Origin of the sequence: Brevibacillus brevis (assembly GCF_031583145.1) — a bacterium.
Classification (GTDB): Bacteria; Bacillota; Bacilli; order Brevibacillales; family Brevibacillaceae; genus Brevibacillus; species Brevibacillus brevis_E.
This window is the reverse complement of sequence record NZ_CP134050.1, coordinates 128,019-153,621: the sequence shown is the minus strand read 5'-3', so window position 1 is coordinate 153,621 and position 25,603 is coordinate 128,019. Positions and strand designations below refer to the sequence as shown.

At 54.4% G+C, this 25,603-nt stretch carries 23 protein-coding genes; 3 read left to right on the top strand and 20 right to left on the bottom strand.

All coding sequences use genetic code 11. The annotated features are described in order from the left end of the window. Window positions 1–140 precede the first annotated feature (140 nt). Complete coding sequence (locus tag RGB73_RS00855; RefSeq protein ID WP_310767889.1) at window positions 141–476, top strand: PadR family transcriptional regulator; 336 nt, start codon at window positions 141–143, stop codon at window positions 474–476. After that, window positions 473–1,210 carry a permease prefix domain 1-containing protein gene (locus tag RGB73_RS00850; protein ID WP_310767887.1) on the top strand — a complete coding sequence of 246 codons (738 nt, stop codon included), beginning with the start codon at window positions 473–475 and terminating at the stop codon, window positions 1,208–1,210. Before RGB73_RS00855 ends, RGB73_RS00850 begins: the two co-directional genes overlap by 4 nt. On the opposite strand, the gene nadA is transcribed toward RGB73_RS00850, so the two are convergent. The 16 genes from nadA to RGB73_RS00770 form a co-directional block, all read right to left on the bottom strand. Next, window positions 1,211–2,155 carry a quinolinate synthase NadA gene (nadA, locus tag RGB73_RS00845; RefSeq protein WP_310767886.1) on the bottom strand — a complete coding sequence of 315 codons (945 nt, stop codon included), beginning with the start codon at window positions 2,153–2,155 and terminating at the stop codon, window positions 1,211–1,213. It lies immediately after the preceding gene. 100 nt (window positions 2,156–2,255) lie between these two features. Next, a complete protein-coding gene (locus RGB73_RS00840) occupies window positions 2,256–3,119 on the bottom strand; it encodes an HAD family hydrolase (RefSeq protein ID WP_310767884.1) in 864 nt (287 codons plus the stop codon). Between the two features lie 60 nt (window positions 3,120–3,179). Further along, on the bottom strand, window positions 3,180–5,102 hold the full coding sequence (gene ftsH, locus RGB73_RS00835; RefSeq protein ID WP_310767882.1) for an ATP-dependent zinc metalloprotease FtsH: 1,923 nt from the start codon (window positions 5,100–5,102) through the stop codon (window positions 3,180–3,182). Between the two features lie 69 nt (window positions 5,103–5,171). Then, complete coding sequence (hpt, locus tag RGB73_RS00830) at window positions 5,172–5,711, bottom strand: hypoxanthine phosphoribosyltransferase (RefSeq protein WP_310767880.1); 540 nt, start codon at window positions 5,709–5,711, stop codon at window positions 5,172–5,174. Beyond that, complete coding sequence (gene tilS, locus RGB73_RS00825) at window positions 5,708–7,135, bottom strand: tRNA lysidine(34) synthetase TilS (RefSeq protein ID WP_310767878.1); 1,428 nt, start codon at window positions 7,133–7,135, stop codon at window positions 5,708–5,710. Before tilS ends, hpt begins: the two co-directional genes overlap by 4 nt. Then, window positions 7,107–7,559, bottom strand: coding sequence for a threonine/serine exporter family protein (locus tag RGB73_RS00820; protein WP_310767876.1), 453 nt, complete (start codon window positions 7,557–7,559; stop codon window positions 7,107–7,109). Before RGB73_RS00820 ends, tilS begins: the two co-directional genes overlap by 29 nt. A 4-nt stretch (window positions 7,560–7,563) precedes the next feature. Then, window positions 7,564–8,313 (bottom strand): threonine/serine exporter family protein, encoded by a 750-nt coding sequence (locus RGB73_RS00815; RefSeq protein ID WP_310767874.1) that lies wholly within the window; start codon window positions 8,311–8,313, stop codon window positions 7,564–7,566. A gap of 25 nt (window positions 8,314–8,338) precedes the next feature. Next, a complete protein-coding gene (locus RGB73_RS00810) occupies window positions 8,339–9,283 on the bottom strand; it encodes a serine/threonine protein kinase (protein ID WP_310767872.1) in 945 nt (314 codons plus the stop codon). Continuing rightward, window positions 9,273–10,034: a VWA domain-containing protein gene (locus RGB73_RS00805; protein WP_310767871.1), complete on the bottom strand. Its 762-nt coding sequence runs from the start codon at window positions 10,032–10,034 to the stop codon at window positions 9,273–9,275. Before RGB73_RS00805 ends, RGB73_RS00810 begins: the two co-directional genes overlap by 11 nt. A gap of 65 nt (window positions 10,035–10,099) precedes the next feature. Beyond that, the gene (spoIIE, locus tag RGB73_RS00800) at window positions 10,100–12,574 is read right to left on the bottom strand and encodes a stage II sporulation protein E (RefSeq protein WP_310767869.1); all 2,475 of its coding nucleotides are present in this window, start codon (window positions 12,572–12,574) and stop codon (window positions 10,100–10,102) included. Window positions 12,575–12,858: 284 nt separating this feature from the next. Beyond that, entirely contained in the window at window positions 12,859–13,230 is a 372-nt protein-coding gene (locus tag RGB73_RS00795) for a S1 RNA-binding domain-containing protein (protein WP_310767867.1), read from the bottom strand. Between the two features lie 43 nt (window positions 13,231–13,273). Beyond that, entirely contained in the window at window positions 13,274–13,585 is a 312-nt protein-coding gene (locus RGB73_RS00790) for an FtsB family cell division protein (protein ID WP_310767865.1), read from the bottom strand. A 17-nt stretch (window positions 13,586–13,602) separates the two neighbouring features. Beyond that, complete coding sequence (yabQ, locus tag RGB73_RS00785; RefSeq protein ID WP_310767863.1) at window positions 13,603–14,175, bottom strand: spore cortex biosynthesis protein YabQ; 573 nt, start codon at window positions 14,173–14,175, stop codon at window positions 13,603–13,605. After that, window positions 14,172–14,456, bottom strand: coding sequence for a sporulation protein YabP (gene yabP / locus RGB73_RS00780; RefSeq protein WP_092274989.1), 285 nt, complete (start codon window positions 14,454–14,456; stop codon window positions 14,172–14,174). Before yabP ends, yabQ begins: the two co-directional genes overlap by 4 nt. A 109-nt stretch (window positions 14,457–14,565) precedes the next feature. Then, window positions 14,566–16,590: a copper amine oxidase N-terminal domain-containing protein gene (locus tag RGB73_RS00775; RefSeq protein WP_310767861.1), complete on the bottom strand. Its 2,025-nt coding sequence runs from the start codon at window positions 16,588–16,590 to the stop codon at window positions 14,566–14,568. A gap of 61 nt (window positions 16,591–16,651) precedes the next feature. After that, the gene (locus RGB73_RS00770) at window positions 16,652–18,436 is read right to left on the bottom strand and encodes an SgrR family transcriptional regulator (protein WP_310767859.1); all 1,785 of its coding nucleotides are present in this window, start codon (window positions 18,434–18,436) and stop codon (window positions 16,652–16,654) included. Window positions 18,437–18,535: 99 nt separating this feature from the next. On the opposite strand from RGB73_RS00770, the gene RGB73_RS00765 reads away from it, so the two are divergent. After that, window positions 18,536–19,816: an MDR family MFS transporter gene (locus RGB73_RS00765; protein ID WP_310767857.1), complete on the top strand. Its 1,281-nt coding sequence runs from the start codon at window positions 18,536–18,538 to the stop codon at window positions 19,814–19,816. On the opposite strand, the gene RGB73_RS00760 is transcribed toward RGB73_RS00765, so the two are convergent. The 4 genes from RGB73_RS00760 to RGB73_RS00745 form a co-directional block, all read right to left on the bottom strand. Next, window positions 19,813–21,957 (bottom strand): GDYXXLXY domain-containing protein, encoded by a 2,145-nt coding sequence (locus RGB73_RS00760; RefSeq protein ID WP_310767855.1) that lies wholly within the window; start codon window positions 21,955–21,957, stop codon window positions 19,813–19,815. The two genes, RGB73_RS00765 and RGB73_RS00760, sit on opposite strands and share 4 nt — an antisense overlap. 149 nt (window positions 21,958–22,106) lie before the next feature. Further along, window positions 22,107–22,400 carry an RNA-binding S4 domain-containing protein gene (locus RGB73_RS00755; protein WP_310767853.1) on the bottom strand — a complete coding sequence of 98 codons (294 nt, stop codon included), beginning with the start codon at window positions 22,398–22,400 and terminating at the stop codon, window positions 22,107–22,109. A 3-nt stretch (window positions 22,401–22,403) separates the two neighbouring features. Further along, window positions 22,404–23,891, bottom strand: coding sequence for a bifunctional methyltransferase/pyrophosphohydrolase YabN (gene yabN / locus RGB73_RS00750; protein WP_310767852.1), 1,488 nt, complete (start codon window positions 23,889–23,891; stop codon window positions 22,404–22,406). A gap of 39 nt (window positions 23,892–23,930) precedes the next feature. Beyond that, window positions 23,931–25,565 (bottom strand): putative polysaccharide biosynthesis protein, encoded by a 1,635-nt coding sequence (locus tag RGB73_RS00745; RefSeq protein ID WP_310767850.1) that lies wholly within the window; start codon window positions 25,563–25,565, stop codon window positions 23,931–23,933. Window positions 25,566–25,603: the final 38 nt, after the last annotated feature.

Here is a 25,603-nt window from a genome sequence, read left to right as displayed (position 1 = left end):
CAAAGGCTTCCTCGTCGCGGGAGCCTTTTTCTATTGCTCCGATTGCACAAGCCATAAGGACTTGCCAGAAAATGCTGACCTATATTGGAATTATACATAGATATTCGATATATCGAAAATCTATGTATGAGGAGGTTTCCATGAAAATCAATAAAGAATTGCTGAAGGGCAGTACAGTTATTCTCATCCTCACCCTGCTTGACCAAAAGCCCATGTACGGCTACGAAATGACCAAAGCGATGGAAAAAAACTCAAATGGAATCCTCTCGCTCAAGGAAGGGACACTCTATCCGATCCTTCACACGCTGGAATCAGAAGGCATGGTCCATTCCTATTGGAGCTCTGGCGAAGGGGAAAGAAAGCGGAAATACTACGAAATCACCCGGGAAGGCAAACAGCATCTCCAGGATAAAAAGCAGGAGTGGGTCGCTTTCCGAACCGCAGTAGATCAGGTGTTGGGAGGGGGGCACGCATGAAAAGGAAGGAAAAGATCGACCATTACATACAGCTCGTTTGCAAGCAGGTTGGCAATAAAGAAGTACATCGAGCCATTATCCTCGAATTGGAGGGTCATATTGCGGACAAAATAGACGACTATCAGACCATGGGGCTTAGCGAGGACGAAGCTGTTGATAAAGCGATTGCGGCCATGGGAGATCCTGTCGCCATCGGCTGGCAGCTTCACCAGGCGCACAAGCCACGCATGGAGTGGAGCATATTGTGGCTGGCCGCCGTTTTGATCGGGTTTGGACTGTTTGCTATGTATTCGCTGAACATCACACAGGATCAAGGCGGATTTCTTGAACGGCACCTGATCGGGGTACTGATTGGCAGTGTGGCCTTCATCGCCATTCTCTTTTCCGATTACCGCAAGCTCAAACGCTACAGTAAGCCGCTGTATTTCCTCACGCTGCTTCTGCTCTTGTATAGGCTATCCAGAACCACCATTAACGGGCAGCCACAATTTCTGTTAGGAAGCTGGCATTTCAATATCTTTGCCATCGCCCCCGCCCTCCTCATCGTGTCGCTGGCAGGGATCTTCTCCGAATGGAATTGGAATGCACGTTACTCTGTCATGAAACTTGATCGGGTTGATTCTGAACGTTTACCGGCGCAAAGATATCATGCCTTTGACCAAACACGAATAGCCCGCATAGGAAAAGGGAGTAAAGCTGCGTGGCTCTACTCCCTTTTATACTGCCGTCAATGATTACGCTGGAGCTACTTCCAGCATGCGCTCCAGAGAGGCGCGGGCAGCATCGGCGACATCTTTTGGCACAAAAATCTCAGGCTTCATATTTTCCAGTGCTTCTACACATTTTTTCAGGTTGTTTACCTTCATATTCGGGCAAACCAGGTATTTGGAAGCAAAAATAAAAGTTTTATCAGGGCTGTCTTTTTCCAGCATGTAGCGCGTGCCGTCTTCCGTCCCGATAATAAACTCTTTGTGGGAGGACTCGCGGCAATATTTCAGGATACCGGTGGTAGAACCCACGTAATCAGCCAACGCTACCACTTCCGGACGGCACTCCGGATGGACCACTACGAGCGCTTCCGGATGCTGCTGCTTGAGTGTCACGATATCTTCGACAGACAGTTGGTCATGCGTATTGCAATATCCTTCCCAGATGATCATCTTTTTGTCGGTAAACTGGGACACATAGTGGCCCAGATTTTTGTCCGGCACCCAAATGATCTCGTCGCTGTCCACGGATTCAATGACGCGCTTCGCATTGGACGATGTACAGCAGATGTCCGTTTCCGCTTTGACATCGGCAGACGTATTGATATACGCCACGACCTTGGCATTCGGATGCTGCGCTTTGAGTTTGCGAAGGCCGTCCACGTTTACCATATCCGCCATCGGACAGCCGGCCCGTTCGTCAGGAATAATGACCGTCTTTTGGGGATTGAGAATTTTTGCACTTTCTCCCATGAAGTGAACGCCGCAGAACAAAATCACATCTGCATCGGTTTCCTTCGCTTTTTGAGCGAGCCCGAACGAATCGCCAATAAAGTCGGCCACTTCCTGAATTTCCGGTCGTTGATAGAAGTGTGCCAGAATGATGGCATTGCGTTCTTTTTTCAACTGCATCAGTCGTTCTCGTAACTCAGCGTTGCGCTGGGCTTTTTTTTCTAACGCTAAAGCGTCCATGGAAAAAATCCCCCTACGTAGGTGTCGTAATTTACGGTCATTGTAAGCGGTTCCCCTGTCCTTGTCAATGTGTGTCCCGTGGCAAAAATGCCGGCTCCCGCTATTTGCTGCCCAACACGCGCTCCCGGATGAAGCGGGCAACGCCATCCTCGTTGTGGTGCGGGGCCAAAAACCGCGCTACTTCCTTGATCTCGGGAGAGGCGTTCTCCATCGCTACCGAGTACCCCGCCTCCGTCAGCGCTTCCCTGTCGTTTTCCGCATCGCCGAAGGCCATTACCTGCTCGGACGAAATTCCCCATTTGTGGCAGAAATAGAGCAGTCCCTCCCATTTGGAAACCCCGTGGGGAATGATTTCTACGTTGTGCTGGCCCGATGTCGTAATCGAAGAGCAATGGGACCACGGCTCGAGCTGTTCCCGGACCCAATCCAGCCTCTGCGGGTTGTTGTGCCAGATAAACAGCTTGACTACCTCAGTCTCCCCGGACTCTACCCCTTCAAGCAGCTCTGCAAGCGGTACGACTCGGGCCAATTTGTAAAACGCAAAGCGCCGCATGGAGATGCCTTCTACCGAGGTGTCTTCCTCTACCAGCGCCTCCAGCCGCTCCCGGTCCTCCTTGACCATCCACCGGTTGCTCGCCGTATCGTGCAGCTCGTAGTAGATCGCCTCTTGCCTGAGCGCATGGATCGCACCGCTCACCATCTCTTTCGGCAGAGTCGTCCGGCGAACCATCGAGCCATCCGCCTCGTAGATCGTAGCTCCATTGCTGCATACATACCCATCGAACGGAAAGGAGTCAATGGGGATCTGCGCCGATCCGTACGTCCTCCCCGTGGATATTACCAGCTTGCAGCCCTGTTCCCGGAGCATTCTGCATGCTTCCTTGGTGGCATCCGCCATCTGCGAATGTTCATTCAGCAACGTCCCATCCATGTCAAAGGCAGCCAATCGCGGTGTGAGCAGCATCGTATTCCTCCTTCGGTGGGTTTCATGTAGATAGAACAAAAGGAGCACCTGAGGCGCTCCTTATTGTTTCGGTTCTTCGCTTGCTTCATCGTCTTTTTTCGGCTGAATGTTCACGACCACATCTTTGTTCTCATCCGGATCGTTGTCCATTCTTCCGGTTTCGATCAGTTGCTTGATTTGGTCCGCATCCAGCGTCTCGACACGCAAGAGGGTATTGGCAATCAGATCGAGCTGGTCACGATGCTTGGTCAAAAGCTCCTTGCATCGCGCATAGCACTCGTTGATGATGTTTTGCATTTCCTGATCGATCTCGTATGCGATCTGATCGGAGTAGTTGCGTTCGTTGCCATAATCGCGGCCCAGGAATACTTGGCCTTGGCTGCGGCCAAACTGCATCGGCCCCAGACGGCTCATCCCGTATTCCGTAATCATGCTGCGGGCAATCGCGGTCGCGCGTTGGAAGTCGTTGTGAGCCCCGGTACTGATGTCACCGAGCACCAATTCCTCTGCAACGCGTCCGCCCAGAAGCCCGACGATCTTGTCGAGCAAATCCGTCTTGGTGGCAAAGAAACGGTCTTCTTTTGGCAGCATGACGGTGTATCCGCCTGCCTGGCCGCGTGGGATGATCGTTACCTTATGTACCATTTCGGCATTGCGCAGATGATATCCGATAATCGTATGGCCGGCTTCGTGGAATGCGACCAGGCGCCGCTCGTCTTCGCTGACGACGCGGGACTTCTTCGCAGGACCGGCGATGACGCGGTCGATCGCTTCGTCCACTTCCACCATGTTGATTTGCTTCTTGTTTTTGCGTGCAGTGAGGAGGGCCGCTTCGTTCAGCAGATTCTCCAGATCCGCACCAGTGAAGCCCGATGTACCGCGGGCGATCACGTCCAGCTTCACGTCCTCGCCAAGCGGCTTGTTGCGGGCATGTACCTTGAGCACCGCTTCACGGCCTTTGATGTCCGGACGATCCACTGTAATTTGACGGTCAAAGCGTCCCGGACGCAGGAGTGCCGGGTCGAGAATGTCCGGGCGGTTGGTCGCAGCCACCATGATGATGCCTTCGTTCCCACCGAAACCGTCCATTTCTACGAGCAACTGGTTGAGGGTTTGCTCGCGCTCGTCGTGTCCGCCGCCGAGTCCAGCTCCACGCTGACGACCCACGGCGTCGATCTCATCGATAAAGATAATGCAAGGTGCGTTTTTCTTTGCGTTTTCAAACAGGTCACGCACGCGGGATGCACCGACCCCGACGAACATCTCCACGAAATCGGAACCGGAGATGCTGAAGAACGGAACTCCCGCCTCCCCTGCTACCGCGCGGGCCAGCAAGGTTTTACCGGTACCCGGAGGACCTACGAGCAGGACCCCTTTCGGAATGCGGGCGCCGACAGCGTTGAACTTGCGCGGGTCTTTCAGAAATTCGACGACTTCCTCCAGCTCCGCCTTCTCTTCGTCAGCTCCTGCTACGTCATCGAATGTGACGCGCTTCTTCTCTTCGTTATACAGCTTGGCACGGCTTTTGCCAAAGTTCATGACCCGGCTGCCGCCGCCTTGCGCGTTGTTCAAAAGGAAGAAAAACAAGATGAAGATGATCACAAACGGAATGATCGAGGTCAGGAAGGTGAGCCAGATGCTGTTGCCCTCCGCAGGATGAACCTCTACCTTTTTCACTTTTTGCTCATCGATCTTCTGCTCTACCAAAGAGATAATATTGGAGTCGTACAGTGGAACATTGGTGTAAAATTTGTTGCTTTCCTGTCCCGGAATTGCTTTTGCCAACGTACCATCGATTCTGTATGTACCATTCTCAGGGCGAATAGCCATCTCCGTGATGTTATCGGCTTGCAACTGTACCCGGAAATCCTGATATGTAAGTTTCCCAACCTTATCAGTACCGGAGAGGATGAAATTCACGATCCCGACCGTGACAAGAAAAATCAGTAGGTAGAACCCGGTATTACGAAAGAAGCGATTCATTCCTTACCTCCTCTCACGAACAGACACTTTTCACATTTTATCATACTGAGCAGGGTCTCCACAACAAACCTACTTGCTGTAGACCTCAGGCTTCAATACTCCAATGTACGGAAGGTTACGATATTGCTCGGCGTAATCGAGTCCGAAGCCCACTACGAATTCGTCCGGAATGTCAAAACCGCTGTAATCCGGGGAAATGTCGACCTTGCGGCGCTCCGGCTTGTTCAAGAGAGTCACCACTTTGACGGATGCCGCTTCGCGGTGGCGCAAGAGCTCGACCAGTCGGCTCAGCGTGAGTCCGCTGTCCATGATGTCCTCCACCACCAGCACGTGGCGGTTTTGCACGGAGGTATCGAGATCCTTCAAAATTTTGACCATCCCCGAGGACTCTGTGCCGCTTCCATAGCTCGATACCGCCATGAAGTCCATCTCGCAAGGAATGTCCATGTGGCGAATCAGGTCCGCCATAAATACGACAGCGCCTTTCAGCACGCAGATCACCAACGGATTTTTCCCCTGATATTCAGCGGCCAGCGTCTTGCCCAGTTCCTGTATTTTACCCGCGATCTCACTTTCCGAAAGCAAAATCTTCTCGATGTCTTGATTCATGAAAAAACCTCCCGCCAATCTTCTCCAAACTCTGCCCGCACGTGTAGAAAGCGCCTGGTCTGTTCACTTACCGGCGCAACGGCGGAACGGCGCACACCCGGGACCCATATGACCACATCTCCCGCTGCAAGCAGCGGCAGACGATCCCGCCATGCTCGTGGAACTTTTGCGTCAATCAGCAATTCCTTCAACTTCTTTTCCGTTCCCGAACCAAACAAAGCGAGACGGTCACCCGGCTTTCGGTTGCGCAAGTACAGCGGCCCTGGAAGACGATCGGCATCAAAAACCGCTTCGTTTTCTGGAAGTCGCTCCCAATCCATGGGACGTTCAAGATAACTCGTATGTACCCAAACCCCGCTCTCTGCAATCCAGGCTGTGCCCGGAACAGGGAGCTCATAACAATACATATGTATGCGTTCTTCTCGCCCTCTTGGACAAAAATGAATTCGCCCGTACACCCGGCTCACGAGGAGCTGTTCTGGCAAATGCAGTTCCGCAGAAGGACGGCTACCACTTGACAAGTGCAAAACAGCCTCTACATGCTGAGAAGACCACTCAGTTTGTTTCGAGACATAACCTAATATTAGAGTAATCATTCTCCTTTGTAAAGCAACGTCACACTTTTGAAACTTGTCGTTGTCAATCACGATCTCGCCCTGTTTTTGCGCAATCATGACGCTCTGCAGTTGCTCTTTGGCCAGCCTCTCCAAAAACGACTGATCCTGCCCGATCGCCTCGGCTGCTTCGAGGATGTGCTCGCGGTAGCGCTCGTTTACCTGTGCCAAAAGCGGCATGACGTCGAGCCTCAGCAAATTGCGCTTGTATTTGCGGGAGCGGTTGCTGCTGTCCTCCCGAGGAGACAGTCCATTCTCCCGGCAATAGGCTTCCAGCTCCTGCCGCGTGTTGGGCAACAGAGGCCGGACGAGCTCGATTCGCCCCTCTTCCAGCCATCTTCTCTTCGGCATTCCGGACAGTCCGTCGAGTCTGGTGCCGCGCACAAACCGAAACAAAATCGTCTCGACCTGATCGTCTGCGTGGTGGGCCAACGCCAGTTTGGTCGCTCCCTGCTCTTCGGCCACCTTCCGGTAAAAACCGTATCGGACCTCCCTGCTGGCTTCCTGTCCGCCCATCCCCGTTTGTTCCATATAAGCTGGTACATCAAACTCAAACAGATGAAACGGAACCTCAAGCTGCTCGCATAGCTCCTGAGCGTACAGGGCGTCCTGCCGGGCCTCTTCCCCCCGAAAGCAGTGGTTCAGATGGACAGCGTGGAGCTTCCACCCGTAGTGATAGTTTTTATTGAGTGCCACCAAGATATGCAACAGAGCCGTGGAATCATTCCCGCCAGAGAGGCCCACGACAATGGTTTCTCCCGGAAGAAGGAGCTTCTCCCGCCTAATTTCGTTGTGCACGCTTGCCAGCATGACGAGCTCCTTTCACGATCGTAACCACCGATATGCCAAAAATCAGCCCGGAAGCAATCGCTCCCGCCACCATCAGCGTCTTCGTGGCCAAGGTGATGCCTGCCACGTAATCATCGTTCACAAAGGCGAGCATCGACTTGTATGCCATTGACCCCGGAACCAGCGGAATAATCCCGGCAACGCTGAAGTTGGTGGAAGGTACGCGCAAGTAGATCGACATCACCTGGCTGAGCAAGGAGACGATCGCAGCCGATACGAAGGTCGACAGCAATACTTCGGCGTTTAGGAGCGGCAGCAGGGAGTAGACGAGAAACCCGACCATGCCGGCTACGCCGCCCGCGAAGATCGTGCGGACCGGAACGTTAAACAAGATGCACCAGGCCATGGACGACGCCAGGCTGAGCGCAAGGCCTTTCAACAACATCAGATCACCTCGTAAACCAGAGAATAATTGCCGTAGCCACTGCGACAGATACTGCCGTCAGCATCGCCTCCACTCCGCGCGAAACCCCTGCGACCAAATCTCCCGCCATCAAATCCCGCAGCGAGTTGGTAATGGCGATCCCCGGAAACATCGGAAGCATGGCACCGATGATGATGATGCTGATGTGCAGCTCGGGAAAGACTGTCACGGCCAGCAAGGCGAACAATCCACCCAGCAAAGCGGCCGAAAACTCGGTAAAAAATTTCATCCGGACAAACTGTTCCAAATATTCCAGGCTAAGAGTAACCGTCAAGCCCGCCAGAGCGGCCGGAAGGAGATCGTACCATGTGCCGCCTGCGAGCATGGAAAAAGAGCCGCTGGCAATAGCGGCCGCCATATGCTGCATCCACTTGGGGTACAGCGGTTTTTTCTGATCGATTTCGCACAGGGTCCGATACGCCTGCTCCAGCGTAATGCTGCCCCCGACAAAACGCCGGGACACATCGTTGACCAACGTGATTTTGTTGAGGTTGGTCGTACGCACAGGCGTCCGAACCATCCGCGTATGGTCCAGGCCCTTGCAGCGAAACGAAAGAATGATGCTCGTCGGCGTAGCGGAGCTGTTGACGTCGTCCATCCCCGCCGCCTGTGCGATCCGCGCCATCGTTTCTTCCGTACGGTAGGTCTCCCCGCCGTTCTTCAAAATAATCGCTCCTGCCAGCAGGCAAGTATCCATCACCAAATCCGAGGACAAGAACCGTCACATCCTTATCAAAGCTTCACATAAACCATGCGTAATAAAGTGTGCCAGCCAAGAGCAACAACGATGCGACAAACAAGCCGCTGATCCCCATTCCCCCTGCCCCGGATGTCCGCTTTTGGGCTTGCTTCTGCCTCTTCGGGGCGGAAAGCGTGAGTTCTCGCAGAATCGGAAGCATTTCCGCTCTCATTTCCCCCGCCGAGGCGTACTTTCCGTGAAACGCTTTCAGAAGTGGCACCCGGTAGGGGTACAGGCCGTCACTTTTCCGTATTATATCACAGAGCGATACCGTATGACGCGGTTCTGTGAGACTGCTTTGCCACGTCTGCCGATCGACCGCCAGACGCACCATCATGACGGCTGCGGAAAACAGATCGTAGGTGATCTCGGCCCGCCTGTCTCCGGCGTGCCAAAACGCGCGGTCGTACTCCTCGGTAAACTGCCGGACTGCGTTGCCCTGCTTCGTCACTCCGCCGAAGTCGATCAGGCGCACCTGCTTGTCCGGCTGAGTCACGATGACATTCTCCGGTTTCAAATCTCCGAACACCCAGCCGTGCCTGTGCAAGATGTCGAGACGAGACAGCAGCTGGACGATCATCACGCCGACCCACTCCGTGCCGGCTTGCCTGATATAACGGTCCAGCTGCTCTCCCTCCAAATATTCCATGGCGTAAAACGTGCAGGACTTGCCGTCGATGACCAGATCGTCCACATCACACAGGAGCGGTCCCACTCGGGAATCCCGCCCCTGCTGCACGCTTTTCAGCACATTTACTTCCATTAAAATATCGATGCCTTCCACCCCGACCTTGACCGCCTGCCGGACACCGCCCTGGCTGACCAAATAAACGGCGCCATTGGCACCACGCCCCAGCTCCCTGAGGACGTGATACGACTTCTTGTTCCATTTCCCCTGGAACTGCCGGGGCAAGACAGGGATTGGCCCCGGTTGCTTAAAAGACATGGTCGCGCAGGCTTCCGTCTTCGTGATCGTCCGATTCCCGATCGGCAAAACGCTCGGAGAGAGCTTGCGGGAGCTTTACGTGGTCAAACAGCGCGATCGCCTCGACAATCGCCGGGCCCGTCGGAGTCATGCCGCTCATCGCCAGATCGCTGGTAATTTGATGGGCCTGTTCCACCTTTTCCGTCCACGGGATGCGGACATCCAGGTACTTTTGTTTCCCAGGAAATGAGCATACGGCCATCCGGCTCTGTCCGCTTCGCGAATGCAGGCTGATGCTGAAGTCGTGAATCGCCTGCTGGACCGCCGACAGCTTTGGCTTCATGCTCCCGGACGTATCGACCAGCATGACGACGTTCAGACTGCTTTTCTCGCCCAGCTCGTCCACCATGCCCGCTACCTGCACCCGTTTTTGCGGCTCCAGCTCCTCGATACCGGAATCGCCCAAAATCTCTTTCAATTCGTTTTGCACGACCTGGTGAATGGTGCGGGTCATCGCCTTGCGGGTAAGCATCTGAACGGTCTGTGCCAGTTGCTGCGGGTAGACGATGTCGCATAATCCACCGCCCGCCTCCGCGATTTCACGGATTTCCGTCTCGCCTTTTTCACCCAGATCGTTTTTCTCAATCACTCCGATGACATTCACCGTAATGCCTTGTTCTCTCGCTAAAGCAGCTGCCGCTACCGGACTCATCCCGGTGTTGGAGCACCCGTCTGTCACAACCAAAATTTGCCGAAGTGTCGCTTCTTTCACAAATTATCTCCCCATTCAGCCTGTTTTAGCAACAGTATCGACGGGGAGGAGGAAAAACATACTTCTCAGCTCACAATCCGAGGACGCTCGAGCTTTTGCATCCCGTGCACCTGGATAGCCGACCATTGCGGAACGAAGCGGTCGATTCGGGCGACCAGCACTGTCATGTCGTCGACGATCTGGCCCGAGTGCTGGCGGATCACTTTTTCCAGAAGCAGATCGGCCACTTCCTGCGGATCGTCCGTCTCCAGCTCGCTGATGATCCGCTTCATCCACGCCTGCCGGTTCTCGATGTGCCTTGGCGCTTCGTAAATGCCGTCGGACATCATGATCAGCAAATCCCCCGGCTTGAGCATGCGGGATACCACATCCACCTCAATCTCGTCCAGGATGCCTACCGGGAGATTATTGGCGGTGATGGTGATTACATCGGATTGTCGCTTTACAAAGCTCGGGGTGGAGCCGATTTTGACGAAGCGGGTATGGGCCGTCTGGAGATCGATTAAGGCCAGATCTACTGTGGCGAACATCTCGTCCGTGGAGCGCAGCGCCAATACCGAGTTGACCGTCTTGATGGAGATCTTCTCGTCCATGCCGGAGCGCAACAGCTGCTGGAGCATGTCCAGCGCCGACTGGCTCTCGAGGGAGGCCCGCTCGCCATTGCCCATGCCGTCACTGATCGCCAGCGCCATTTTTCCGTTGCCCAGGTCCATCGTGCGGAAGCTGTCACCGGAGAGAAGCTTCCCGTCCTTGGCTGCCCCTGCCACCCCGATGTCGATCTCAAACGTCTTGGCAGAGGCGAGGCACATCGTGCAAGAACCGTCCTTTTGGGGTTCGCAGTGCCTTTCACGGACGACGATGTTTTCCCCCAGGATCTCCGTCAGCATCGGCGCGACGATCTTGGCGCATTCATCCCGGCCATAGCAAGTGGGCTGGCTGATCTCGATATCGACCTTCCCTTCCTCCAGACTGTGTATGTCGACGCGGCGAACGGACAGGCCGAGCCCCTCCAACGCCTGCGATACCTGTTTCTCCTGAAAGCTCAGCTCCATTCCTTCCCGCTGTATTTCCCGGGCGAAGTCGCTCATGACCCGCGAAACCCCTGAGAGCTGGTCGGCCACCAGCTTGCGGCTTTCCTTTACCTGCTTTTTCAATTGGTCAAAGGACTGCTGCCGGTCGTACTCCTGTTCCATGACGGTCATGACCTTTTCCGTCTTGACGCATTTCCGCTCCCAATCCTTCGGGGGCGTGATTCCCGCGAGCGTCCCGTTTTCCTGCACTTTTTCCATCAGCCAGCGAAGACCCTGGTAGGTCGACTGCATATCTTTTTCCCAGCATTGCTCCTTTTTCCAGCACTTCTGGCACGTAAACTCCGTCACACGACTGAGGAAGGCATCCGCCTGCTCCTCGATTTCCTCCGGATCGGCCGTTTGCGCGAAGCTGCGGGACAGCTGGGTAAACAGCTCGGAAAACTGCTGGATTTTCCCTGCCGTCACATCTCGCACGCGGCGCATATATTCCTGGTGGGACTGCATGTTTTCAAGCGTTCCCGGGATGAATCTGGCCACCCTTTTCCACACCATGGCCGGGGTGAGGACAAACAGCACGATTGCAAGGGACGTCTCTACCATAGACAGGTAAAGGGTATCCTCCGCTCCGCCGTATATGGCCAGGATCGCGGTGCCGATGAGCAGACCGGCCGAGACACCGACTTTCCCCCCTTCCTTCAGCAAGCCTGCCAGCAGGCCGGAGAATGCCAGGAGGTTGATCTGCAGCAGGGCGCTGACGTTGGCCAAGCTGAGGATCAGCCCGGTGACGACGCCTACGGCAGCCCCGATCGTTCCTCCGCCTACGAAGGCAAACAAGAGCAGCAAGTAGCGAGAGAGCACATGCTCCATGGAAACGCCCTCTACCATCCAATCGACTGTCCCCGTCATCAGGGAAGCGAGCAAAATGACCAGAGAGACGATCTCTTCGTTTTTCAGCGGCTCGTAAGGCTTGGCCAGATGGACGATCGAGAGGGACTGGATGAAAATGAGCGTCAGGACAAAGCCCAGCACCGCTTCGACTGCCACCATGACCAGTTCGTACGTGTTCACCTGATTGGTAAGCACATGGTAGAGCAGATGGCTGATGAATACGGTCACCATGACGAGCAGCGGCGTTCGTGAAAAATCTTTGCGCCGCATGCGGTCGCTGATCTTGCAGGCGACCAGAGCGAGGATGACGCTGAGTACGGTCTGCAGCCCGAGCGGCACCGTTTGGGTAAACGCCCCCAGTATCAGGGCAAGTCCAGTCGTGACGATACAATCACGACGGACGTAGTACATGACGATGAAATAGGGAATCACAAATGGGGTCAGTTCCTCGAGGATCAAAGCTCTCCCCAACAAGAAACCCATGAGCAGGGGGAGCACATTCCACCGATGGGCTGCATCAGCAATCTTTTCTCCCCAGGTGCGAGCCGTCGTATCTACTTGTTCTGATACTTGACGAGTCCATACCTGACCAGTTCCAGAGACATTTTTGTTTGCGATCATGTCACACCACCCCGTTCTTGTTCAATGTGTTTCTCAATTATACGGAGGCGGTATTGTAAAATTTGTCAAAATACCAACGGATATTCACAGAATCGTCCGACAAAATCATTGACATGGATGTACAAAAAAAACCGACGTTATGGCGGATAACGTCGGCTGACAGGTGATTCGCGCTTTGCGAAACGGGCTTACGATACCTATTCGTCATGATTTTGAAATGACCTTCCTGCTTTTTGACCCAAAATGCAGAACGTCCAAAGAAAGAAAAATCAAAACTTTCTGATTTAATGATGCCGACCACGGCCTCTCTTGTCCCCGTTTTTCTTCAGAGAGGACAGGCGGTCTTCACTTTCTTTCAAGAAACGGTTCAGTTTATCTTCAAAGGCTTCCCCGCGCTCCCGCTGATGGCGCGGAGGCCTTTCCTTTTCCTGTGCTTTCTTGATGGACAAGCCGATCTTGCCCTCGCGAATACTCAAGACCTTTACGGTTACCACATCACCGATTTTCAAAAAGTCGTGAATGTCTTTGACGTACGTGTCTGCGATCTCACTGATGTGCACGAGACCGGTCACATTTCCAGGCAGCTCCACAAACGCGCCAAATTTCGTAATACCTGTCACTTTTCCTTCGAGTTTGCTCCCGATCTCGACTCCCATGGACGTGGAAAGCCTCCTTATGCTTGAAGATCAGCCAGACAGCCTACTCTGGAATCTTGTAAATGCTCTCTCCCGGTTTGGTGTAGTAAAGCCGTTTCCTTGCCAGCTCTGCCAAGTACTCCTGATCGTTCAGACGACTTGCTTCATACGTGAGCTCTTCTTGCTGCTGCAGCAAAACGGCCGATTCCTGCTTCAATGCTTCCAGCTCCGCTTTTTTTTGCGCCAATGCCCCGCTTTGCACATAAAGGGTATAGCCAGTCCAGACAAAAAAGCAAAGGATGAAAAAGAAAAAGAGCCGCATTCTTCGCCTTTGCCCTTTTCGGTTTGTTCTCGAAGACGTTGCTTCTGTCATCATTCGGCCACCTCGGATGTTTACTCCCGCTTTCTCTTTGAATGAATCCAATTCTTCCAAGTGGTCCAAATTCCTTTTGTTTTTCCGAACATTTTTTTCCCCAAATGTTGACCCCATCTGGCAAACGGCGAAGTGACAAAACGCGTCACTTTCCATAAAAAGCCGAAGATTGCAAGCAAAACGGAATACAAGAACGCCAGCAGCATCAGGATCACTCGGTAGAAAAACAGAACGGGACGAACAACCAGGATGTCAATGATTCGCAAAACAGTGCGATAGAACCACTGACAAAATCTTATCACGCGATGTAAAAAATGGATATACTTCTTACTACCTACTACAAAATACACCCAAGCTCCAAAAATCATTCCAAAAAAGATCGGAAACCGAATGATGCCGTCGTTTACTTTCAGCAGAATCAAGAAGACGGCGCCCATACTGCCTACCCAAAAGAGGATGTCAAATAAAAACACCATCCACCCAGGGAGCTTGCTCTTGCCTTTGAACACATGGTACGTATCGAATCCGATCCCCATGAGCACCCCGCACGTCGACATGGCCAGAACCGTCTGAAGCTGAATCCCGATACTCACTTGAACAGCTTACCGAAGAATCCTCTCGACCGATCGCCGGCCTGCCCTTGTTCCAGATAGGCCATTTCGTGCACCAGACCTTCGATCGCCACTTCTCCGGTTTCCAGACTCAGATTTTTCATATGCAGGTTTTGCCCGCGAATGGTTAAAAATCCGCCTTCCGTCTCCAATAGAAATTCTTCGCTGTCAAAGCTTTCGACGTTTTTCACACCCGAAATCGCCAAACTGCGCCGATTGATCATCACGACTTCATGGCGTGGCCTCTTGGTGTGCTCCATCATGCTTACTCCCCCCTTGCCCTTGCTACCCTTCTTGTACCATCGTATGGGAGGGGATGTCCTTTTAGAACAAAAACCCCGCCTGTCAGCGGGGTTCTTGCTTCTCTTCCGTTTATTTGTAAACCGTGTAGTTGCCGTTCACAAAAATGATATTGTAGCCGGTCCGATCGGTGATCGTCCGCAGCGGCAGTGCCGGAATCTTGTTTTTCGCCTGCACGGCTACGGGCAATGTCACGTTTTGGCCGTTGATTGTCGCTACGTTGGAGCCTACTTTGAACTGCATGACCGTATTTCCGCTCACGACCTTCGCAGTAGTCGCCGTCCATGTGACGGACATGCCAAGTCCATCCCGGAAGAAGGAGGCAGGCATCAGGGTATTGCCGTTCACGATGAACGGCGCCGCAGCCATCGCGGTCGTCTTGCCCGATTTGGTAAACGACGCCACGTTGGCCTTGAAGCTGACGCCATTGAGCGCCACGATCGTCGCCGGCCTTGCGAACAGCAGTCCTTTCTCCTCCGAAGTGTAGACGCTGATGCTGTATACGCCTGTAGCGGCAGGGTTTACGATGCCGCCTGCCTCCAGCACATTGACCTGGACAGCCGTATTGGCCGGAATGTCTTGGGAAGGCACGATGATCAGGTTTTGCCCCCGCACTCCCACATAGTTGGCAGCCACTCCGTTGACGGTCACGCTGGTTGCCGGAATATAAGCGGGCACGCGGAAGCCTGCTGGCAGGACGACCTCGATGAAGCCCTGCGTACGGGTGATCGGCGCTCCAAGGGCTTTGATGGCGATCTGCACTCCTGTCGGCGTAGAAGCAGTAGCGCGAGTGAGTCCGATCGTCGCAGCCGTGTTGTCTACCGCGACAGGAGCAGATATCCCTGTGATCTCAAAGTTTTTCGAACGGTACGTCTTCCCGTCGACTTTGGCCGTCAAGGAATAGGTGCCGGCTGTTTTCGGGTTCGTCAAATACGCATCAAGGGCAAATTTGACGGTCAGCTCGTCTGTGCTTTTGAATCCGCTAGGCGTGCGGAACGACACTTTCCCGCCGCTGGCGCTCACATGCGTAGCCTGGTCTCCGTTTACCGTAATGCTGTATCCCGACATGACCGGCGGAACCATGTCCGCATTCGGGAACTCCACCGTGATGTCGGTATTGGAGGTCACCTTGGAGGACAGGTCAATGTCAAACGTATAGCTGGACCGCGCTCCTGCCGAGCGATCGGACAGCTCCACATCGAAGGACGCTTTGGTGAAGCCGGTAATCTCCACTTCCTTGGACGTGTATTTCTTGCTGTCGTACTCGATTTTGTACACATAGTCGTCATCTGCAGTAGACGGGTTGGTAATGCCAGCTGACTTGTCGAATTCAATCTTGAGCGAGCTGTCTCCATTCGCCCCGCTAGGGATCTCGATGCGAACCGAATTGTCGCTGAGAATGGTTACGTAATCCGCTTTGTAGCCATTCACCTTGACATCGGATTTGCTGATGCTCTTCGGCAGCATATCCTTGGTAGGGAAGTCCACGTAGATGTATTTCCCCGTTTTCAGTTTGGTGCTGGAAGACAGATTGAACTTTCCAAGCGTCAGGGAGATATCCTCTCCAGCGACCTTGCTGCTCTGCGAGACGGAGAAGTCATTTTTGCTGCTACTGCTGCTCGATGATTTGCCAATCGTGATTTTCTCATTTTTATAGGTCGTTTCCTTCGACGTCTTTACCCCGATGGAGTAGCTGCCCTTGTCTTCCGGGTTTACCACCTTGTCGATCGTCAAGGTCAGCTCGGTTCCCTTGCTGATCTTTTCGTCCAATTCGATGGTCACCACATTGCTGCTGACCGAGACGCTGTCGATATCTATTTCATCGCCGTCGTCATCCTCGAGCTCCACATCCGATTTTTTCACCTTTTTCACGGCGTAGCCGGATGGAAACTTGACGAAAATCTCGTCGCCCGCTTTCAAATCTTTGTCGATTTCAAATTCAATCGTATATTCTGTTTCTTCATCAGCGCTCGTATCGTCAGCCGAAATGTCATCCACAGTCAGGGCGTAAGCGGCTTTCGGCACGACGACAAATGGACTCGCCAACACTGTAGTCGCCAGCAAGACGGATATTCCTTTTTTTGTGCTTTTGTGCAACGGTAACGCCTCCTTTAACCTGCAATTCTCTCTATGATAGGAAAAGAACGGCAGGAAAGGGTTACATTCTGGTAACGAACGACTTGACCCACAGCTTGGAAAAGTCGACCCAGCCGTAGGAATCCGCTACGAATCCTTGCAAATCGGGGTGATAGCGATCGACTCGCTTCACATGGTAAAGGAACAGCCAGCATTGCTCCGCTGCAAGCGTCTCCTCCAACTCCAGCAGGGCGCCCAGGCGTTTTTCGCGCCCCTTCATCCGCAGGACCTCGGAAAGCCTGCCGTCGATCCACTCGCGTTTCGCATCGTCCAAAAACCGGTGGACCATCGTGCATTTGTTTTTGTACACCTCGAGCAGACCCAGCTCGATATCATTCTGCAGGACTTCTCCCATGATCGCCATGTCCGCCTTTTGCTCAAAATCGGGAGACAGGAAGTCGGCTTTCGTCAACGACTCGATCTGCAGCCGGATGCCCACCCTCTCGCATCTTTCGCGAATCCACGATGCAATGCCGTCAAACGTGGTGCCCCTCGCCATGAACAAGGACAGCATCTCGCCTCGATAGGAGCTGCGGCGAAGCCAGTCGGCCGCTTCCTCCAGCGTCGACGAAGGAAACGAGAGCGAACGGCTCTGCTGGGGCAAAAAGCTCCCGGCAGGTGTGTAGCCATGCTCACCGAGCTGCCTGATTAGCTCATGGCGATCGATGATCAACCGCATTGCCATCCGAAAAGCGTACTCGTGGTGAACTCCTGGTCGGCGAAAGTTGAAAGCGAGATAATGGCAGCCCACCTCTTCAAAGACCAAGTCCCCTTCTTGGCCATCCGTATCCGGCCGGGTATCCCCCCGATCGGGCAGTTGATACAAACGCTGGCGGGAATACGGTCCCGGTACGATCCAGAGCTCTACCCGGTCCAGCATGGCCCGTTCTCCGTAATAGTCCTCAAACGCCTCCAGGACCAGCCGGTCATCCGTGTATTCCGCCATGCGAAACGGACCCGTCCCGACGATCGCCCTCTCATCGAAAGGAACGTCGTGCGGCAGAATCGACATGGCGTTGGAGCCCATGAAGTGGAGAAAAAAGCGATTGGGCTGGCGGAGATGAAACGTGACGACCCGTTCACTCGGATGTTCGATCCGCTCTACATCGTCCATTTGCCACCGGTACGGGGAGTCCAGATCGATGAGCCTCTGTACCGTGTACGCGACATCCTTGCTGCTTAGCATGCGACCATGGTGGAATCGCACGCCTTTGCGCAAGTAAAAGGTCCAGATCGTCCTCTGCTCGTTGCTCTCCCAGGCATAGGCAAGCTGTGGAAGAAACCGTTGCCTCTCCCGGTCGTACGTGACCAGCCTGTGGCACATTTGATTCAGAAAATGGCTTTCGGAAGCCACTGCCACAAAGGCCGGATCGAGAGTGGAAAAGTCTCGCTGCCGCGGAATCCTGAGCACATCCAGACTCGTGTTTTCGCCGCTCTCGGCGACAAATCCGAACTGGCTGTCCCACATCTCCTGCAGCAATCGCTTGAGCCTTGGCGGAAGCTTCCTGTTTTGGATGAGCGCGACGGCTTCTCCGATTTTCCCGTCTGCAAGCAGCTTTTGAAAGTAAGAGGAGAAAAACGTGGAGGTATCGCACAAGATCGTCAAAGTCGAATGGTTGCCCCGCCCGACTCCCGCTTTCCAGCTCAGCAGTCCGTCCTTTTCCCATTTGCGCAAAATCAGTTTGACATTGCGCGGGGTGCAGCAGAGAATTTCCGCCAGCGCCTCGATGCTGGCCGACTGTTCCACCCCCGGCTCCCATTCAGACAAGCTGAGCAGCATTTGCATGAAGTGCTCCCGGCTTTTCATCCTTCCGCCTCCTAAAAGGTGAAATTTCTATCTGAATCTTACCCTTTTTCTTCTCCTTTTGGCATGTAAAATGGAAAAAAACGAAAGGAGGCAGAGTCGATGAACTTTTTCCATCTGCATCCGAATATCCGGATACGCATTGTCACTTCCTTTTTGACCAAGGTCGTCGGCACCATGATCTTTCCGTTTATGGCCATTTATTTTTCGGAGAAGCTCGGGCCAGCAGTAGCGGGATTTCTGCTGTTCGCCAATATATCTGCACAGATCTTGATGGGCTTCTACGGCGGCTATATCGCGGACCGCTGGGGACGAAAGAAAGTGATGGTGTATGGCCAGATCGCGCAATGCGCCGCATTTATGTGCATGGCCTTGGCCAATTCGCCACTACTCGATTCCGCATGGCTCACATTCGCGATGATGCTTCTCCAAAACGCGAGCAACGGCTTGATCAGCCCTGCCGCCGACGCCATGCTGATCGACGTGAGCACCCCGGAAAACCGTACGTTTATGTACAGCATCAACTACTGGGCTTCCAATTTGTCGATTGCCATCGGCTCGGTCCTCGGCGGCCTCTGGTTTGCCACTCACCGGTTTGAATTGATTCTCGCCCTGACCGTCGTCAGTCTGTTCACACTTGCCTTGACGGCGTTTTTCATGGAAGAGTCGTATCAGCCTTCATCCACGAATCTTCCACGCAAAACAAACGTCCTGAATGATCTCGTCGGCAGCTACAAGCAGGTCATGCAGGATCGGCGCTTTTTGCTCTTTTCTTTGGGAGGGCTGCTCATTTTCGCGCTGGAATTCCAGACCTCGAACTACGTGGCTGTTCGCCTGGCCAAAGAATTCGGCACGCAGACCTTGCAGCTGTGGGACCTCGTCTCCTTTGAAATGACGGGTATCAAGGCGTTCAGCTTCATCCAACTGGAAAACACGCTGCTTGTGGTCCTGCTTTCGCTATTCGTAACCAAGCTGATTCGCTCCGGCCGGGAAGCTGCGGCCATGTACGGGGGCGTGCTGATGTATACGATCGGCTACTCCTTCATCAGCTTCACCAACTCTCTTCTCGTCATTGCGATCGCCATGTTCCTTGCGACGGTAGGAGAGCTCATCCACATCCCTACCCGTCAGTCCTTCCTCGCGCAAATCATCAGGGACGACGCACGCAGCTCGTACATGGCCGTAAACGGGCTTGTCCTCCAAGGCGCAAAGCTTACAGGCGCCGTCGGCATCAGCCTGGGTGCGCTTCTCCCGTCCATGGGGATGGCCAGCCTGTTTTTGCTGTCGGGACTCGCCGGTCTTCTGCTGGTCCATCGCGCGATCCGGCCCCGGAATCAGCAGGCAGGACTTCCTTTTTCCCACGCAAAAAGAGCTGTCGATTAATTCGACAGCTCTTCCACGATTGCGTCTCCTTTTTTGCCCACCCGCACCAGCGCGTATTTCGCCGAGCGCTCAACCTCGCGCCCGGTACCCTCCGGGACAAAATAGCTTTCGATCCCGTACTCCACGCGATCCGTACCGATCGTCCGGCCGTTCAGAATGATCTCATCCGGCACGGGCTGGTGCGGTCTGTTCCATACGCCGTTCTGCTCGTAGTAGCCGCCATAGACGTATACACCGTCCGACTCCGGCCGCAACACCACCCGAATCTTTCCGTCCGCATCAGGGAACTGCTCGCCCTCCAGCGTCGAAATCGCATAACCCAGCCGGACGTAATCACCCTGCAGGAGCGAGCGCGGGTCGATCGGTTCGAGTCTCAGTTTGACGGATCGCCCTTCGGCGAGAATCGTTTCGCTGCTCCAGATCTGATAGCCGATCGCCACGAGCTGCAACAAAACCACACTGAAGATCGCAAGCCGTTTGCGCTTATCTGCGAAGATCGGGAGCGGCTGGACCTCGCGCTGAGCCGCTGCGGACCGGTCCAGCCAGGAGCTGACGGCGAAAAATACGAGGCTGAGCAGAAGCAAGCTGATGGACTTGTGCAGCAAGCTCCAGAAAAAGTCGTAGTATTTCATCAGCAAAAAGGCAAACCAGAAGCCCAGAGCGATGCCGAATCCGATTCGTTCCTTCCTGTGCATGGTCCGGTACACCAGATAGGTGGTGAAGGCAAAATAGCCGAGGTTTGCCCCTACCTGTACCGCGCTCCCCCCGTCCACGGTTTCCGCCAGGACGAGGAGTGACAGGAGAGCATAGACCAGCGAGCTGTTTTGCAAGGCAACCGGAAGCCTGGGCGCCATGTACATGCCGAGCTGGAATACGAACAGTACCAGCAGCGCCCATTCCCCCGTGATCGACCAGTCCCCCATCTTTATGTACAGCACAAGCAAAAAGACAAACTGTGTCAACAGCCTGACTGGCGTACTGCCGGAAGCGACCCAGACGTATGCGAGCGCAAGCAGAAAAATCACCCAGTAATACCCGCCGAGGAAAAGTGACGACCCTGTCGCGATCAGGTACCCCATCGTGAGAAGCGTGTAAAAAACAGTCGTGTCCAGTTTGGAACGAATGATGACAGGAATCAGAAAACCGAGCAAAGCCAAGAAATACAAAACATAAGTGGCCAGCGAACCGGGAAGAAGCAGGTAGAAAAGCCCTGTCAAGGAAGTGGCCCCCATCGTACCCGCGACAAGCGTGACAAGCACCGTGAATGCTTCCAGAATGAAGCGCACCCATTTGCTGTCCTCTCTGGTGGATTGCCGCCTCAGCCATCTCATACCCGCTACAGCTCCCCAGACGATCCCCGCAGCGGCCAGCAGCGCAGCCAGGAAAAACAAGTCCGAGTTGTACTCAAACATGAGCCAGAAAAACTTCCCGAGCAAAAACAGCGCGAGCAGCGTCGCTGTCAAGACGAGCATGGCGCGATTGGGCATCCATTTCAGAAAGACCAGAAACAGCCCGCCACCGATAAGCAGGTACAGGCACTCAGGCAGCGCCCCGTACACATCCGCAAAAGCCGAAAGAAACAGAGACACCTGAAAAACGAGAAAAGACAGGTAGTGGACTGGACGGGATTTCAGACGTTCCGTCCCCGTCAGCCAAAATAGCGCGAGATTGCCCAGGGCGATCAGCCAGTAAACCATGTACCACCATTCTTCATCCCGTGTGACGTGGATGACGGAAGGGTCCAGAAAAAAGCAAACCGCCAAATGCGCAAGGACGTAGCTGATCACGTAAAAAGGCTGGTACCTTGTCGCAACAGCAAAAAGCAGATTAGGGATCAGCCAGACGACGAACAGCATGTAGCTATCCGCATGCGAATTGTAGATTTGGCCCAGCAATGCCACGCTGATGCCAAAGGATAGGCCTCCTGCGACCAAAAGCCAATTGCTGAGAAACGAGTGCCGGTTCAGGACAAGTCCCCCTGCATAGGAAAGCGCATAAAACAGGACGAGTACGGAGACGCTGACGCCAATTTTCCCCCAGCGGTCGAGCGCAGGCCAGTTCGCCGCGAAAAAGTAGAAGAGGGCCGAAAGCAAAAGGGAGATGGCCAAAAAGTACCCGAGACGCACGGCATTTCGCTGCATATCTTCACATCCTTCGCTTTCATGTACATCCATTATATACCAGATGCCTTCGAAATACTTGGCAGCGGGCTGGTTCCATCGCCATTTTCGCCGTTTCTGCAGGCGAAAGGATAAAAGACTACCCGGTCCGGGTAGTCTCTATTGTATGCTCAGCCTTTGATGTACGCTTCCTCTTCTTTTTCATCCCGCGGCACCGGCACTTCCCCGATCACCGTGTAAAGGGAAGCGGCTTCTTCCTTGCGCGGATTTTCTTTGATGTCTTCCACTTTGACCGTCACGATTTTTTGCCCGAACCGGATCGCCAGCTTGTCGCCGATTTTCACGTTGCTCGAGGATTTGGCAAGTCGGTCGTTGATCTCGACGCGCCCTTTGTCGCACACCTCTTTTGCCAACGTACGGCGTTTGATCAGTCGGGATACTTTCAAATACTTGTCCAGCCTCATGAATTATCCTCTCCTTTTTCCGTGCTGCTTGGCCTCTTCCCACCATTGGTCCATCTCGGTCAAATCGGTCTCGGCAAAAGAACGGCCAGCCGCACGCAGCTTTTCTTCTATATAGGAAAAACGCTGTTTGAACTTGTTGTTGGTAAGCGCAAGCGCTTCTTCGGGATCGAGTCCCAGGAAGCGGGCCAGATTGACAACGGCGAACAACAGATCGCCCAGCTCCCCGGCGCGCTCTTCTTCTGTCGCTTCCCTCAGCTCTCGGTACTCTTCCTCTACCTTGGCGTAGACGTCCGCCACATCGTCCCAGTCAAAGCCTACCTGGGCCGCTTTCTTCTGCAGCTTGTAGGCGTACATCAAGGCTGGGAGATCTCGCGGAATTCCCGACAGCTGCGACGCTGCCGCGACATCGATTCCCTTGGCCGCTTTTTCCTGCGCCTTGATCTCCTGCCAGTTGGCGAGAGCCTCCTCGGAGTCGTTCGCGCTCTTTTCCCCAAATACGTGAGGGTGGCGGCGAATCAGCTTTTCGTTTAAAGCCGCGACCACATCGTCGACCGTAAAGTAGCCGTCTTCCGCAGCCATCTGGGAGTGCAGCATGATCTGCATCAGCAGGTCGCCGAGCTCCTCGCACATGGCATCCGGATCGTCGTCGTCGATCGTCTCCAGCACCTCGTATGTTTCCTCGATGAGGTTTTTGCGGATGCTTTGATGCGTCTGCTCCCGATCCCACGGACAACCGTCCGGGCTGCGCAAAATGGCCACGATCTCCTTCAGATAAGAGAACTGCCGGTACGAGACGCGTTCGTCGCGAGTCGGCGGCACGTAGACCAGAGACAGGTTGCCGAAGTGGTCAAGCCGATCGAGCTCGTACAGCGGAACAGTCTCGATCCGTTCCTGTCCGGCTACCCCCACTGCCGTCGCAACCGTCACCTGATAATCATCCGGCAGGATTTCCATAAGCGTCAGTTTGACGTCAGAGGCGACGAAAGCGTCGTATACCTGTGCAATAATGGTATGCAGCCCCGGCGAAACTTGATCAGGCCGCAGCGCAGTTCCATCCAGCAAGGAAAACCCTTCGATCGGATCGATTTTCAGCCTCGCAAACAGCGGGTCGATGAAGCTCTGGCCCCCGCCGATCTCGATTTCCACCCCGCGATTCGCTCCTTGCTGAAGCAAGAGCTGTACGGTTCGCTCGGCCACCAGCGGATGGCCCGGTACGGCGTAGACGATCGAGCCATGCTGCTGCGCCCCGGCAAACAGCTGATCCGCGATGTCCGCGTACACTTCCTCGAATGATTCATGGCGCTCGTAAGTATCGTCGAATGACGAAAAGGCAATGCCCTCCGCGCGAAGCTGCCCGACGACAGGATGCTCCTGCGTGCGCAGGTACAGATGCGCCGCCTGCTTCAGCGTCCGATATATTCCGTAGGGCAATTGATCGAGGTCTCCTGCGCCCAGACCCACGACGGTGATCTTCTGCTTGGTTGTTTCCAATCGTTTCGCCTCCTGGATCGTAAGTATACGCCTTGCTTGTTATTTCGGTAAAAGGTGCAGCTTGGAGAGCAGGGAAGCAATCCGCTTGCCCTTCGGCAAAAACTGAATGTCGGTACGCGTCAGTCCCCCTGTCCTCAGAAGGGCAAGCAAGTAGACCAAAGCACCGCAGCCTACGGCCAACAAACCGACGACGGTGTGGAACAGGCGCTGCGGCACCGCCGCACTGCCGAGCAAGGAAGAGGCTCCCCATTCGACCACGATGACCACCACAGACATGATCAATACCGAGATCAATGGCTTCAGTACGGTCTGACGGATGCCGATTGCAGCACCGGTGTACTTTTTGACAGCCAGTACGTTCAATCCCATCGCTACCAGATAGGCAAGCACCGTGGACATCGCTCCTCCGGTAATGCCCCAGATCGGTACCAGCACCAGGTTTAGGATGAGCTTGACCACCACACCGATAAACAGGTTGCGTGCAGGCCGCATCACCCTTCCCAGCCCTTGCAAAATCCCTGCGCTGGAGATGCTGAGCGTCGCAAAGACGATCGTGAACGACTGCACGGCGAGTGCCTCCGTGCCGTTGGTATCACCGTACAGCATCACATTGATCGGCTCTGCCAGCAAAGCAAGACCGAACGACGCTGGAAGACCTAACAGAAAGGTCAGGCGAATGGCTACTTCCGAGCGGCTGGCAATCATCTGGTGTTGGCGCTGCGCCACCGCTTCGCTGATCGCCGGCACCAATGCCAGGGAAAGCGATGTAGCAAAAAATGTTCCGAATTGAATGAGCGGCTGACCGCGGTCAAACGCCCCTTTCGCCAGCTTGGCCAGATCTTCAGGCATCCCGCTCCACTGCAGCATGTTCACGACCGTGATCGAGTCGACCAGCGGGATGAGCGGCAATACCAGCGCCCCCATGCAAATCGGCAGCGCGTAAAACAGGAGACTGCGCAAAATCTGACGGTTGGTCCAAGCAGCGACTCCTTGAGACTGCCCTTGTTCCGCTACAAGCTGTCTGCCCTGCTTGTCCTTGCGCCAGTACCACAAGAGCACCAATACAGCCGCCGCACCGCCAGGGAAAGCGGCGAATACCGCACCCGTCCCGGCAAGGTAGGCATCCTGGTACTGACTCATGGCCCAAAACGCCGTGAGCAGAATGAAGATGACGCGGATCAACTGCTCGACTACCTGAGAAACGCCTGTGGGCATCATATTCTGATGTCCCTGGAAATACCCCCGCAGGATGGCCGCCATGGGCACGAGCGGCAGCGACCAGGCGACCGCCCGAAGCGGCGTGGTCAAATGCCCGTCCCCCATGAACGCGGCGACCATCGGCGCCCCCGCATACAACAGCAGAAAGAAAAACAAGCCGAGCACGATCAAGGCAAGGCTGGCAACCCGAAACGCTCTTCGCGCTCCGATCGCATCGCCAACGGCCACCCTCTCGGAGACAATCTTGGAAATTGCAATGGGAAAACCCGCCGTCGCCAGGATGAGCAGCGTGGTATACAGCGGGTAAACTTGCATGTATACGTACAAGCCGATATCACCGGCAATGTTTTGGTACGGAATGCGGTACACCGCGCCAAGCAGCTTGGAGACAAGACCGGCTACCCCGAGAATCGCGGCGCCTTTCACAAATTGTACAGATGCCTTTTCTTGAGCCATATGAGTGAATTTTCTCCTCTCCAACCAGAAACTTTGTA